The sequence below is a fragment of the Nocardia brasiliensis ATCC 700358 genome (genome assembly GCF_000250675.2).
Taxonomy (GTDB): Bacteria; Actinomycetota; Actinomycetes; order Mycobacteriales; family Mycobacteriaceae; genus Nocardia; species Nocardia brasiliensis_B.
On sequence record NC_018681.1, the window covers coordinates 7,511,755 to 7,525,167 of the forward strand.

The 13,413-nt window shown below is 68.7% G+C and carries 10 protein-coding genes; 1 reads left to right on the forward strand and 9 read right to left on the reverse strand.

Features of this window, described 5'->3' with window-relative positions; genetic code table 11:
• Positions 1–43: 43 nt before the first annotated feature.
• Together O3I_RS33325 and O3I_RS33330 are read right to left on the reverse strand one after the other, a co-directional pair.
• On the reverse strand, positions 44–562 hold the full coding sequence (locus tag O3I_RS33325; protein ID WP_014987434.1) for a hypothetical protein: 519 nt from the start codon (positions 560–562) through the stop codon (positions 44–46).
• A gap of 419 nt (positions 563–981) precedes the next feature.
• Positions 982–2,517 carry a peptide ABC transporter substrate-binding protein gene (locus tag O3I_RS33330; protein ID WP_014987435.1) on the reverse strand — a complete coding sequence of 512 codons (1,536 nt, stop codon included), beginning with the start codon at positions 2,515–2,517 and terminating at the stop codon, positions 982–984.
• A gap of 167 nt (positions 2,518–2,684) precedes the next feature.
• Between O3I_RS33330 and O3I_RS33335 the strand changes: the two genes are divergently transcribed.
• The gene (locus tag O3I_RS33335; protein WP_202804895.1) at positions 2,685–4,061 is read left to right on the forward strand and encodes an LVIVD repeat-containing protein; all 1,377 of its coding nucleotides are present in this window, start codon (positions 2,685–2,687) and stop codon (positions 4,059–4,061) included.
• A gap of 69 nt (positions 4,062–4,130) precedes the next feature.
• On the opposite strand, the gene O3I_RS33340 is transcribed toward O3I_RS33335, so the two are convergent.
• The 7 genes from O3I_RS33340 to O3I_RS46960 form a co-directional block, all read right to left on the reverse strand.
• A complete protein-coding gene (locus tag O3I_RS33340; RefSeq protein ID WP_041563026.1) occupies positions 4,131–5,522 on the reverse strand; it encodes a class-II fumarase/aspartase family protein in 1,392 nt (463 codons plus the stop codon).
• Positions 5,509–7,599, reverse strand: coding sequence for an FAD/NAD(P)-binding protein (locus O3I_RS33345; RefSeq protein WP_014987438.1), 2,091 nt, complete (start codon positions 7,597–7,599; stop codon positions 5,509–5,511). Before O3I_RS33345 ends, O3I_RS33340 begins: the two co-directional genes overlap by 14 nt.
• 118 nt (positions 7,600–7,717) lie before the next feature.
• Positions 7,718–9,187 carry an MFS transporter gene (locus O3I_RS33350; RefSeq protein WP_014987439.1) on the reverse strand — a complete coding sequence of 490 codons (1,470 nt, stop codon included), beginning with the start codon at positions 9,185–9,187 and terminating at the stop codon, positions 7,718–7,720.
• 54 nt (positions 9,188–9,241) lie between these two features.
• A complete protein-coding gene (locus O3I_RS33355; RefSeq protein ID WP_014987440.1) occupies positions 9,242–10,219 on the reverse strand; it encodes a 3-oxoacyl-ACP synthase III family protein in 978 nt (325 codons plus the stop codon).
• A gap of 241 nt (positions 10,220–10,460) precedes the next feature.
• The gene (locus tag O3I_RS33360; RefSeq protein ID WP_014987441.1) at positions 10,461–11,798 is read right to left on the reverse strand and encodes an acyltransferase family protein; all 1,338 of its coding nucleotides are present in this window, start codon (positions 11,796–11,798) and stop codon (positions 10,461–10,463) included.
• 23 nt (positions 11,799–11,821) lie between these two features.
• Positions 11,822–12,214, reverse strand: coding sequence for a hypothetical protein (locus tag O3I_RS46155; RefSeq protein WP_141691885.1), 393 nt, complete (start codon positions 12,212–12,214; stop codon positions 11,822–11,824).
• A gap of 91 nt (positions 12,215–12,305) precedes the next feature.
• On the reverse strand, positions 12,306–13,388 hold the full coding sequence (locus O3I_RS46960) for a nitroreductase/quinone reductase family protein (RefSeq protein ID WP_014987442.1): 1,083 nt from the start codon (positions 13,386–13,388) through the stop codon (positions 12,306–12,308).
• Positions 13,389–13,413 lie beyond the last annotated feature (25 nt).

Sequence of the window (13,413 nt, forward strand, 5' to 3'; positions counted from 1 at the left end):
GCCTTCTCGTTGTTCGTTGGCAGTGACCTCGCTGGGCCGGGGCTCAGGCGCTGCCGGAGAGCAGGCCGAGCAGCGGAGCCAGTCCGCCCAGGCCCGCACTGCCGCTGCTCGCGCTGCCGGAAACCGCCGTGCTGCCGGTGCCGAGCGCCTTGCCCAGCGGGGCGATGGCCGAGCTGCCGGTGTTCAAGCTCTTCGCCAGTCCGCTCAGCGCGGCGCTGCCACTGTTCAACAGCTCCAACGGATCCGGCGCCGCCTTGGGCTTGTCCGCCGCGGGCTTCGGCTTGTCCGCGGCAGGCTTCGGCTTGCGCTTCTTCGGCGGCACCGCGTTGCGGCTCTCCTGCCCGCCGTGGTGGCTGACGGTCTGGGCGACCGCACCGCCCACCCGCTTCGCCGGGGCGGGCGCCACGTCGTCGGTCCGGTGCGTCGCGGTGATGGTCGAATCCGCCGAGGCCGCACCCGCGCCGCTTTGCGCCGAGATACCGAGACCGATCAGCGTGGCCGTCGACAGAATTGCCAATTGCGCCGGGACATGATTTTTCCGAGGTGCGCTGTGCTTACCCATGAAATTCTTTCCTTCGATATGGTCGGCCGCGCGCCGAATCGCCTGTCCGCCAATGGATCAGGCTGGTCGCCGCCGAGGTGGATCCGCCTGTCGGAACCCGCCGAGCAGCATTGGTCGGTGGCCTGGCTCCCGGTTGCACCGGATGGTCGAGCACTGATCCGAGACTAGGACGCACCGCACCGAACGACGAGTTGTGCGCCGCATTCTAAAAGCGAGTTGAGGCGCGATTAAAAGCCGATCGATCAATCACGACTCAATCACGGCCGGATCACACCCGATCACGACGGCGGGCTACGTCGGCTCCGCGCACGTCCCGACCGCGTTGGGCAGCAACGGCTCTCACGGGGCTACCGGGCACGCTGTGCCGCCGCACGCCGATCGACGGATCAACGCTTCGAGCCGCCCGCCCGCGCGGGTCCTCACACCGAAATCGCGGCGAGGTCGATGCCACGTAGCGGGGTCGCCGTGACGTCGTGCACCCGCGGTGCCCAGACCGCGTGGCCATGACCGGACCACAGGGGTGCGATCGGGAGGTCGCGCAGTAATTGGTTCTCGGCGAGGCGATACAGCTGAGCGCTGTCCGCCGTGACGTCCGCGGCATCGGCGGCGGCCAGCAGCTGGGTGAACCCGTCGTCGGCGTACCCGGCGACGCGGGCCAGGGCGCTGAGGAGTTCGTGCGGGCTGGACGTGCGCAGCGAGCGGGACACCACGAACGGGCCGTCGACGGGCGCGCTCGTCTCCTCGTCCCGTGGCCGCGCGGTCGCCGCCACCCCGAGCGCCGTGTGCCACTGCTCGGCGAGCGACCGTGCCCAATGCTCCTGCCCGGCACCGAAATACATGCTGACCGGCCCGGTGAAGGAGACCTGCCCGAGTAACGACTTCGCCGCGGCCCCGTCGTGGCGGCACGGACGGCAGGTGCCGGACCGTTCGCCGGGCGCGACGCCGGGCGGCAACAGCGTGCTCGCGGGATCGACCTGCCGCGCCAGCGGTCCCGAAGCCAGAGCGGGGCGGTCCACCGCCATGGCGAACGCGAACCGCGCCGCCGCGTCCTCGAAACGCTTGTCCGACAGCGGGAATGCCAGATAGTCGGCCTCCGGCAGCGGCCACATGACGTGCCGCTCGGCGAAATCGTGCTGCATGGCGTCGTGCCGCTCCCCGGGCACCGTGGCGACCAGATCCAACTCACCTGCTTTCACCTGGTCGTACTGCTCGGCGGGCGCACCGACCCGGAATTCGATCGCACGGACCTTGCCCGCGGCTTCCTCGACCCGCTCGAGCCGTCCGCCCGATCCCGCTCGCCACGGGCCCGCCAACCGGAACGGCCCGTTGCCGATCGGCTGTGCGGCGAAGCCGGTCCAATCCCGGGAGGCCAGTACCGACGCGGGCAACGGAAGCAGGGCCTGCGCCGCCAGCACGGCGGGCACCTGGCCGAACGGCCGGTCGAGCACGATACGCAGAGTGTATTCGCTCGGTGCGCTGATCTCCGTGGCGCGCAACACCTCGGTGAGCGCGCTCGCACCGCTCCATCGCTCCTCGATCACGGTGCGCCAGGTGTCCACATAGGATTTCGCGGTCACCGGCGTCCCGTCGTGGAAGCGGCCATCGGTGCGCAGGTCGATCTGCCAGGTCATCCGGTCCGCAGTCGAGATCGCCGCCGCGGCCCGGGGAACGGTCCGCCCGGTGGCCGCGTCGTAGTCCACCAGCGGCGTCCACAACGCGCCGGCCAGTAGCCGACCGGCCTGGTCACGCAGATCGCCGGGAATGAGGTCGGCCGGTTCGCCGATACCGACCGTCAGGACGCCGGGCCGGGACGCCTCCCGCGTTTCGGCGCAGCCGGCGCTGCCGGCCAGCAGCGCGGCACACAGGACCGCGACCGGCCCGCACCATCCCAGCCTCGTCGATCGCCGCGCGAAGAGCGCCCGACGCACCCGTATAACGAGAATTACCAGCATCATTCACCCTCCGCCGCGCGAATCACACACCTGCCTCAGGCATCATGGGACGCGCCGCGCGAAAGTTGTTCCCCAGTTGCGGTACCGGGATGTGGGTATCGCGAATTCGCCACGGCGACACTTACAGTGAGGCTTCCCCATGACCGAGCATCCCCGGTCATGGGGAATTCATGGCTCGCTGGGAGGTAGTCGTGCGCCGTTGGTTGCTCCGCTCGTCTCTGCTCTTGGTCACCGTGACCGCGGCGCTCGCCGCGACCACGCTGCCCGCCATGGCCTGTGGGGAGGAGGAGACGCACGGTCCGCATACCGCGGCCGCCCGGTCCACCGGCGCCCCCGGCGCGGAGAAGAATGTCAAGGCGGTCGGCAATGTGCCGGATGCGCAAGGCGCGATCGCGTTGCAGTTCCTCCAGTACGGCAACCGGGACGTGATGGTGGTCTCCGGCGAATTCGGCTTGAAAACCTATGACCTGACCGCGAATCCGGCGGCGCCGAAACTGATCGGCAAACTGGACATGCCGGGTTTGTGGGAAACCGAGGACACCGAGGTCGACCCCGTGCGCAAGCGCGTCTTCCTCTCCCGCGATCCCCGCGCCTTCAGCGGCAACGTGCGCACGGGTGAATCCGGCATCTACATCGTGGATCTGGCCAAGCCGGAGCAGCCGACCGTGTTGAGCTACGTCAAGGTGCCCGCGGGGCACACCACCAGCTGCATCAACGACTGCCAGTATCTGTGGACCGGCGGTCCGGCCAAGGCGGACAGCCAGCCCGCCGAATGGGGTGGCCGCCCGATCTGGGTCACCGATATCCGGGATCCGCGCAAGCCGAAGGTCTTTCCCCAGCCGATCGAGTTGGCGCGCAACGACGGCAAGACCGATTACGTGCACGACGTCCAGATCGACGCGGCCGGTGTCGCCTGGGCGTCCGGCCGCGGTGGCGTGCGCGGATATTGGACCGAGGGCATGCACAAGGACCCGGTGACCGGCAAGGTCCGCCCCGCCTCGCCGACCGATCCGGTGCCCTATGCCGGCGGCGGGATCAACGAGACCGCCGCGCCGTCCAAGTTCATGCACAACAGTTTCCGGCCGGTCGGCAGTTTCGCGCCGGACGGCGGCAGCGCCGGACACTGGGGCAACGGAAACCTGATCTATGCCACCGAGGAGAGCTTCCTCGACGGCTGCGCGGGCGACGGCGTGCTGGTGATCGCGTCGCTGGAGGGGTCCTACGGTGGTGAAGGGTGGCGGTCGACGCCGCAAAAGCCCTACCGGCTCAAAACAATCGGCACCTGGGGTGTGGCCGGGCAGGAAGGCAGCGACCCCGCCTCGGCGGATTGTTCGGCCCACTACTTCGATGTCCGCGACAAGGTGCTGGTGCAGTCGTTCTACGCGCAGGGCACCCGGTTCCTGGACGTCAGCGATCCGACCAACCCCAAGCAGATCGCGTACTATCGTCCCGCCGACGCCGCCGCCTGGGCGCCGTACTGGCACCGCGGTTTCGCCTACGTGGCCGACAACAACCGCGGCATCGACATCCTCCAGCTCACTATCTGAACCGACTGCCGCACAACGCAAAAAAGCTGCCCCGCATACGAAAACGTATGCGGGGCAGCAGCAGTGCGCTCAGCGGTGCTCGATCACCTGGTCCAGGAGAGTGGGCGCGATACCGAGATAGTTCTGCGGACGCAGCAACTCGTGGATCTCCTCGGCGCCGAGCCGCTCGCTGACCGTCGGATCGGCGGCCAGCACATCGGCCAGCGACGCACCGGACGCCGCGGCATCGAAGGCGGCCGTTTGCAAGACCTTCTTGGCTCGGACGCGACCGAGCAGCGGAGTCAGGCGGATGGACAGGCGCTCGGAGACCAACTGGCCGTGGCTCATGGCGAGGATCTCGCTCATCCGGGCCTCGTCGGCACGCAGGCCGTCGGCCAGTTCGGCGGCGGTATGCGCGCTGCCGCCGACCAGCAGCAGGCACTCCCGCAGCGGTTGCCACTCGGCATGCCAGGCGCCGGGTGAGCGTTCGTCCTCGGCGAGCATCGCGGTGAACAGGGTGGACGCCAGCGCCGGCACCTGCAGCGAGGCGGACCGGATCATGGTGGCGAGCACCGGATTGCGCTTCTGCGGCATGGCCGAGGACTCACCGCGGCCGACCGCGGCGGGCTCGTACACCTCCATCACCTCGGTCCGGGCCTGGGAGAGCACGTCGACGGCGAATTTACCGAGCGCGCCCGAGGCGGTGGCCAGCACGGCACCGAGATCGGCGATCGGCGTCCGGACACTGTGCCAGGGCGCCGCGCTGGGTGCCAGCGACAGTTCCGCGGCGAACTCCTCGGTCAACCGGGTGTAGATCTGCGCGGGACTGGCGTCGGCCAGCGCGCCGCCGCTGCGCCGGGCACACTCCACGTACGACGCGAATGTCCCTGCGGCACCGCCGAGTTGGACGGGCAGCCCGTGCTCGCGGACCCGCCGCAGCCGATCGGCCGCGGCCAGCAGACCCTGGATCCAGGTGGTGACCCGGGCACCGAAGGTCGTCGGAACCGCGTGCATGCCCAGGGTTCTGGCGGCGATCACGGTATCGCGGTGCTGGTCGGCCAGCCGGGCCAGCGAGTCGACGCTCGCCTCCACGTCGGCGATGATTGCCGTCAACGCCCGCGCCGCGACCAGCATCGACGCCGTGTCGAAGATGTCCTGGCTGGTCGAACCCCAGTGCACGTGATCGGCTGCGGCCGAATCGGTTTCGGCGACCACGCGCTGCAACTGCTGCACGAACGACACCACCGGATTCGCCGCCCCACGCGCGGCCGTGGCGATCGCGCGCGCGTCGAATCGATGGGTGCCGACCGCGGCGGTGATCTGCCCGACCGCGTCCACCGGGATCAGGCCGAGCCGCGCCTGCGCGCGGGCCAGGGCGAGCTCGACCTCCAGCATCGCCTCCAGCCAGGCGTCGTCGGACACCACCGACTCCACCGGCACGCCCGCGCGCACCGGGGCGAGCAATCCCTTATCTATGACCATCGGCGTAGTCCTTTCGCTGCAGCGGGCCGGCCGCCGTCCGGTAGTCGGTGAGGATGGAACGCGCGACACTATCGCTGTCGGACAGTGTCACCGAGTTCACGCCGGGCCGCGGTCCGGCCGCGGTCACCCAGTGCACGGCCTCGGTGGGCACGCCGACCGCGAAACGACGCGGATGCGGCCGCCCCGCGGCGTCGAGGACCGCGTGCGAGTCACGGGCCACCTCCAGCCCTCCGGTGCGATAGTGGCTGCCGTCGGGGTTCGTCAGGGTGAAACCTCGAATATCCTCCGATCGCAGCAGGTTCCGCAACAGCACATCGCCGGTGGCCCGCAGATCGGGCTCGGGCAGCCGCGCGTCGATGAGCACCCTGCCGGTGACCGTCGAGCCCGCCACCATGGGCGAACTCGTCACGAAACATCCCGCCTCGGCGTCGAGCCGCACGCGCATGCCCGGCCCGATGATCCGCACGACGCCCGCTCTGATCAGCGCCGCGAGTTCGGCGATCCGCGCGGTGGGCGGGCCGATCGAGAGGAAGGCGTTCAACGGCGTGTACCAACCGTCGAGATCGTCGCGGTACGACTGGCCGGTGATGCCACCGTGATCGACGATCAGGCGCACCTCGTTGCGCAAGTCCCGCAGCACGTCCAGGGTCGCCTTGACCGGGCCGCGCACATTGCCGAGCCGGGCGTTGCGCACATCGGCGTCCAGGTAATCGACCAGCCAGCTGTGGAATTCGGCGACACCGCCGAAGTGCCGGCCCGCGGTGGGATCGCCGAGCAGCTCCCAATTCCACCGCTGCTCCGGCGCGATCCGATACTCGTCGAGGATGGCCGCGGCCGCCTGCTCGGTCGGTGCCGCGAGGTAGCGCGCGCGGAAACCGCGCAGCTCGCGCGGACTGATCTGATCGTCGATCACCAACGAGTAGTAGACCGTCTCCACCTCCCGCGCGACCAGAGGCCACACGTCGCGCCGGAACGAGATGTCACCGAAACGATCGGCCCGGCTGCGTAATTCGGCGATCCGCAGCGGGTCGAGCAGCGTGGGAATGTGGCGTTCGTCGATGCCCTTCTGATTCTCGCCGCGCGCGTGATGCGGTACGCCGCGACGGCACCCCGCCACGATCAACGGCTCGCGCCCGGACGGGAAGTACTCCAGCACCCCGTCCACGTCGGTCTGCTCGAATCGGCCGCCCCGGCCGACCGTCAGCAGCGCCATATAGTCGAAGAAGGTCAGGCCGAGGCCGCGGATGATCGTGGGTTCCCGCTCGGGCACCTGATCGATGTCGACATCGGCGGCGTTGACCGGGGCGATGTGCAGCAGCCCCAACCGCTGCACCTGTCCGTCGGGCCAGCCCGGATCCACCGGCTGCCGTGGCGAGACGTGGCCCTGCGCGAGCACCACGGCGTTCAGCGCGTCGATGCGCTGCCCCGTATCCAGCGTCAGCTCTTGGCGACCCGTCGGATCATCGCGCAGATCGGTTGCGGTGGCGGTGATCTCGTAGGTGCGCACCCAGCCGGCGTATCGATCACGGATGTGCTCGTAGGCCCAGCGCAGGTAGTAGCCGTAGATGGCGCGGGTGGGGTAGGTGTTGGGTGCGGTGCGGCACGCCTCCGCGTAGAACTCGTCGGGCAGGTCGGCGAAATTGCCGACCTTCGCCAGGAAACTCGTCCATTCGTACAGGCTCGGCCCCGGCACCACGGGACCTTCCATCGCCACACTGTCGTCGGTGAATATCGTCACCTGCGAGGCCACCGTATTCATCAGCAGGTGCTCGGATTGGTCGGTGCGCCACACCGATCCGGTGCCGACCCGGGTCGAATCGATCAGATAGATCTCGGTGCGGAAGCGATCGCCGTTGCGCACGATATTGGCGCAGATCCGCTCGTAGCAGCTCAACCCGCGCGGGCCGACACCGACCACGGCGATGCGCAGTACGTCGGGTGCGCCGGGACGGTCGGGCCGGGGGAGCCTGCGCAGCGTCTCGGGATAGAGCACCACTGCCGATTGCTCGCCGTCTTCGAGTTCCTCGGCGCCGGGGGAAGTTATCAGTTCACGGGTTCCTAGCTTGTGGCTGGGCACGGTGTCACCTTCATCAGATTCGCGCTTAGCGATGCGGGTTACAGACACGGACCTGGCCATGTCCGGATACAGCTGTGCGCCCGGGTACCGGAATCGGCACCCGGGCATGGTGACAGCGTTAGACGACCACCTTTTCGGGTCGCGATTCCACTACGGCGTCCGCCTCTTCGCCGCGCGTGTTGACCGTGCGCAGCGCGGTCAGCGCGCCCACCGTCGCGAAGATCGCGGCGACCAGCAGCGCGCGGCGGAACCCGGAGGTCGTCGCGTCCAGCGGCAGCGCACCGTGCGCCAGCTCGGTGTTGGTGTGCGAGATCGAGATCGCGGTGAGCACCGCGACACCGATGGCGACACCGAGTTGCTGCGCGGTGCTGAGCAGCGCGGCGGCCAGTCCGGCCTTGTCCGCGGGCACGCCCGCGTTGGCCGCGGTGGTGTTGGCGACGAAGACCGCGGCCGAGCCGGCGGCGGTGATCATCAAGCCGGGCAACAGGTCCGACAGGTACGCGCCGTCGGTCGGGATCTGCGCGAGCAGGAAGATACCGATGCCGGTGATCACGGAGCCGATGATGATCACCGGACGGGTTCCGGTGCGCGGCACGATCTTCGTCGTCACGCCGGAGACCACTACGATGGTCGCGCTGAACGGCAGGTAGGCCAGACCCGCCTTGATCTCACCCCAGCCGAGTACTTCCTGGGTGTAGAGGGTGATGAAGAAGAACAGCGACATCATGCCCGCGGCAACCAGCATCTGCGTGACGTCGGCGGCGCCGAGACCACGGATGCGGAAGATCGACAGCGGCACCAGCGGATTCGAGATCTTGTGCTCGTTGACCACGAACCCCACCAGCAGCGCGGCGGCCGCCGCCAGCACGAGAACCGTACGGGCACTGCCCCATCCATGCTCCGGCGCCTCGACCAGGCCGTAGACCAGCGTCATCAGGCCACCGGTGCCGAGCGCGGTGCCAAAGATGTCGAAGCTGCCCCGGATGTCGTTGCGCCGGTCGCTGGGCACCAGCAGCGGCAGCACGATCAGGATCAGGAGGCAGACCGGCACGTTGACATAGAACACCCACCGCCAGCCGGGCCCCTGGGTGATCAGACCGCCGAGCAGCAACCCGGACGCGGCGCCGAGACCGGCGATGCCGGCCCACACACCGAGCGCGGTACTGCGGTCGGTGCCGCTGCGGAAGCTGGTGGTCAGGATCGACAGCGCGGCGGGCAGCATGAGCGCGGCGCCGATGCCCTGGGTGAACCGGGCGCCGATCAGCAGTTCGCTGTTCTGCGCCAGACCGGCTGCGGCCGAGGAGATTCCGATGATGGCGGTGCCCGCCATCAGGATTCGGCGCCGCCCGAGCAGGTCGGCCAGGCGCCCGCCGAGCAGCATCAGGCCGCCGTAGGTCAGCAGGTAGCCGGTGGTGATCCACTGCAGGGTCGACACCGACAGATCCATCTCGCCCTGGATCGCCGGAAGCGCGAGATTGACGATCGAACTGTCGACGAAGTCGAGGAACGCGGCCGTGCACAGCAGCACCAGCGTGAGCTTGCCGCGGCGGGTCGCGAGAAAGGACGGTGACTCGGTAGGTGCACTCACTACGCTGTCTCTCTTTCCGGGATGAATGAAGTCGTATTTCGGCTGTGCGGTGATTCACCACTCGACGAGGGTGAGTCCCACCGCCATTCCGCCCCCGAAGCCGACGAGCAGAACTGTGTCGCCCGGGCGAATCCCGCCCGTGCGTGCCGCGTTGTCGAGGGTGATCGGTATCGACGCGGCACCCGTGTTCCCGTAATAGCGAACCGTCGTGTGCATAGTGGCGTTGACCAGCCCGAGCTCCTCCGCCAATTCGGCCAGCATGACGCCGTTGGCCTGATGCGGAATCAGGTGGGTGATGTCGTCCGGCGCCACGCCGGAGTCGTGCAGGAATTGCTTGACGAGCACCGGCAGCGAGCCGTTGACGAACGCGCGGACGCCGCGGCCGTCCATCGTGAAGTACTGCGCCCCGAGTTCGTGCGCGGCCGGATCGTAGGGCTGGCGGCTGCCGCCGGCCGGGACCCGGATCAGCGAGGTCAGGTCGCCGAAGGTGTGCAGGCCGAATCGGCGCAGACCGCCGGATGCGGACGGCCCGAGCACCACCGCGCCCGCGCCGTCACCGAACAGCACCACCGTGCGCCGATCCGCGGGATTGAGGATCCTGGAGTAGACGTCGGCGCCCACGACCAGCCCGTATCCCCCGCCGGCCCGCGCGATCGCGGCCTCCACCGCGGAGAGCGCGAAGACGAAGCCCGAGCACACCGCGTTCACGTCGAAGGCCGAGGCGCCGCGGGCGCCGAGGTTGTGCTGGACGAAGGCGGCGGTGGGCGGTTGCGGGTGATCGGGCGTGGAGGTCGCGACCACGATCGCGCTCACCTCGTCCGCGCTGATGCCCGCGGCGTCCAGCGCGGCGCTCGCCGCGTGGGTCGCCAGGTCGGAGGTCGCCTGGTCCGGCAGGGCCCAGCGCCGCTCGCGAATCGCGGTCTTGCGGATGATCCATTCGCTGTCGACGTCGGCGCCGGAACCGACCTCGCTGTTGGACACGATGCGATCCGGCAGATAGGACCCGGTGCCGAGCACGGCGATGTTGTTCACGTGACGTTCCTCCTGGCATGAATGCCGTCGACGGCGGCCGAATATTCGGCCGCGGCGCAGCCGCAATAGCACGGCGTGCGGTGGTCGGCGACGCTGGAATTCCCTGCCGGATATGCGGTTTGCTGCGGCCGTTCCGCAAGTTCTTGGCGCATGATGATCCACCGTTGTTTCTGCTCGAATAAAAAGGCACCGGCCGCCGGAGGTGCCAGGTCCGGGCGGCCGGTGCGTTATGGGTGGCAGGTCAACGGACGGTGGAATTCACTGTCTGCGGTTCGTTCGAACTCGCCACCACGGGCTTCGGTTCGCTCGACACCACCATGGTTTCCGGTTTCTCCTCGCCCTTCGGCGCTGCGCGCCGGCGGCCGGAGAACCGGGTCATCAGTGGCAGATCGATCCAGTGGTACATGGCCGCGCCGGCCACGGTCGAGACGGCCATGGACAACAGGGCCCACCCCAGCCAGCCGGCCCAGCCGAACTGGTTCCCGCCGATGAACAATCTGGTGATCAGCACCATCACCGGGAACTGGATCAGATAGAAGGCGAACGAAACGTTCCCGAGCCACACCATCGTCTTGGACGAATTCAAGCCCGGGATGCCTTGCAGATCCCGCGCGGCGAGCGTGGCCACCACCGCGGTCATCGGCGCCAGCAGCAGCGCCGACATCTTGTAGTTAACCGGCAGCACCCAGGTGGCCGCGTAGGCGACCGCGAGCAGCGCCAGCGGCGGGCCCATCTTGACGTTGCGCCACCGGCCCTCGAGCACCATCCGGGCCGCGAGCACGCCGAGGAAGAACTCGGGCAGCCGCGACAGCGGGAAGTTGTAGCTCAGCCAGTACGACAGCGCGACGGGAATGTCGTCGCGAGCGAACCACGCGGGCGAGGCGTGCAATTCGTACATCGGCGAGGCATCACCGGGCACCAGCCGCGGCGCGAAGGCGTTCTCGATGCCCTTCGGGCCGTCGACGAACAGGAAATACGCGGTGTGCAACGCGAGGATGAACAGGAACAGCACCACCATCGCCCGCACCAGGTGTTCGGTGCGGATGCGCCGGACCAGCGGCAGCACCAGCGGGAAGCTGAGGTAGAACAGCATCTCCGAGGCCAGCGACCAGGACGGCACATTGAGCCCGCCGACGGTGGTGGACTTCGGAATCCAGGTGTGCACCAGCAGCAGGTTCAGCACCCAGACCACCAGGCGGTGCAGCGGCACGCTGGCGACCACGATGAAGGCCAGCGCCGCGACCAGGTGCGACGGATAGATCTTCAGTACCCGCCGCCAATAGAACCGCAGCACCGAAGCGCCGGGCTTGAACGACCAGTAGATGATGAATCCGGAGAGCACGAAGAAGAACGTGACGCCGGCCGCCCCCAGCTGCATGGGCATGAAGAAGTGGATCTGACGGAACAGTTCCGATTTCTGGAACGGATAGACCGGCAGAAACACCAGGGCATGTAGAAGAAAGACGGCGAATGCCGCCCACCACCGGGCCCCCGTCAGCGACGGCAGGGCCGGGCGGCTTTGCGCGATCTCGGGCGACACCGCGGGGGTCCCCCGCGGTGTCGATCGGGTGTCGGTCACGGCGACCTCGTTCTATCGCGTGCTCAGTAGCCGGGCTTCGGATCGAAGCCGGGGTCCGACAGGGTCGGCGGGGCCGGCTTCGGCGCGGGCGCGGGCTCCGGGGCCGGCTTCGGCGCGGGCTTCGGCGCCGGGGCGGGAGCAGGGGCGGGCTTCGGCGCGGGCGCCGGGGCGGGCTCCGGTTCCGGGGCGGGAGCAGGGGCGGGTTCGGGAGCGGGCGCCGGGGCCGGGGCGGGCGCGGGTTCCGGAGCGGGCGCGGGCGCCTGCGAGGAACTGGCGACCGGGGCCGGGACGACGGCCGAGGTGCTCGGCGTCGTGGTCGACGAATCGGAGTCGCTGCCGCAGGCCGCAGTAGCGGTCACGATGGCCGCGCTGCCGAGAACCGCCAGAGCTACACGAATTGGCAGAAGGGATTTCATCACGTCAACACCTCAATCGGATACATATGGCGATCAGATACATGGACGGGACCGAGTGCCGGGTAAGGCTTTTCGATCCCCCGTTTTCGAATTACTTACGGGCGGCGGCGGGTTTGGCCGCCCCGGCCGCCTTGGTGGCGCCTGCCGTCTTGGTGGCACCGGCCGCGCCGTTCGACGCGGCGGCCTCGTTCGCCTTGCTCGCGGCCTTGGCCCGGCCCGCCGCGAACGCCTGGTCCGCCGCGGAGCCCACGTCCTCCCGCGGGACGCAGACGACGACCGGAATATCGCGGTCGGTGCGGGTCTGGTAGACCGCGAAACCGTGGTACGCCTTGACAATTCGCGGCCACAGCTCGGCCTTCTCCGCGCGATCGGCGGTGTGCGCCAGCCACGGTGTGGTGACACCGTCGATGGTCAACTCCACCTCGGGCGTGGCGACCAGGTTCTTGTACCACTCGGGATCGCGGTCGTCGCCTTCCTTGGACGCCACCAGCACCACCCGGCCCGGTTCCATGACCGGCACCCACAGCACGGCGGTGCGCCGCGCCTTCGACTTGCGGCCCAGCACATGCAATTCGATGGCGGCCATGCCGAATTGCTTGTTGCCCCACTTGCCGCCGCTGACCTTCAGCATCAGGTGGTGGATGTTGCGGATCAGCTTCAGCACCTGGTCGAAGACGTAGTTGCGCGGCTTGGCGAGCCAACCCTGCCGGGTGCGCTGCTGAGCCTTACGCGGCGAGGTGATCGCCACCTCGGCGGTCTTCAGCACGCTACGGTAACCGGCCGCGAGCACCGGGAATCCGAAAGTGCGCGTGGCGAAGTCGGCGCCGAACGGGATCGCGGCCTCGGCCGTGGTGGTCAGCACGACCCGGGTGCCGCCCGCCACCTCGCTGAAGTTCAGCTCGGCGCCCTGATGCCGGATGGCCGGGAAACCGCTCTCGATCACCCAGCCGATCTTGTGCGGGGCGTCGTAGGTGGTGATGCGCTCGGTGTACCGGCCGAAGAACCAGGTGACCTTGCGGACCGCGCCGACACCGTAGGGCACGTCGGCGGCCGGCTGAATCAGCTTGTTCTGCAACACGGCCTGAGAGGCCGAGTAGTTCTCGGTATCGGCGAACCAGTTGAAGACCGTCTCGATCGGAGCCGCGATGACGCGCTCCACCGTGAGTTTCTGCATTGTCAATCCTGTCGGGTCTGGGTGG

What these genes read in the sequence shown, in the direction of transcription:
- O3I_RS33340 (WP_041563026.1), bottom strand. Translation starts at nt 5,522, where the DNA reads ATGGTCATAGATAAGGGATTGCTCGCCCCGGTGCGCGCGGGCGTGCCG.
- O3I_RS33335 (WP_202804895.1), top strand. Translation starts at nt 2,685, where the DNA reads ATGGCTCGCTGGGAGGTAGTCGTGCGCCGTTGGTTGCTCCGCTCGTCT.
- O3I_RS33325 (WP_014987434.1), bottom strand. Translation starts at nt 562, where the DNA reads ATGGGTAAGCACAGCGCACCTCGGAAAAATCATGTCCCGGCGCAATTG.
- O3I_RS46155 (WP_141691885.1), bottom strand. Translation starts at nt 12,214, where the DNA reads ATGAAATCCCTTCTGCCAATTCGTGTAGCTCTGGCGGTTCTCGGCAGC.
- O3I_RS33330 (WP_014987435.1), bottom strand. Translation starts at nt 2,517, where the DNA reads ATGATGCTGGTAATTCTCGTTATACGGGTGCGTCGGGCGCTCTTCGCG.
- O3I_RS46960 (WP_014987442.1), bottom strand. Translation starts at nt 13,388, where the DNA reads ATGCAGAAACTCACGGTGGAGCGCGTCATCGCGGCTCCGATCGAGACG.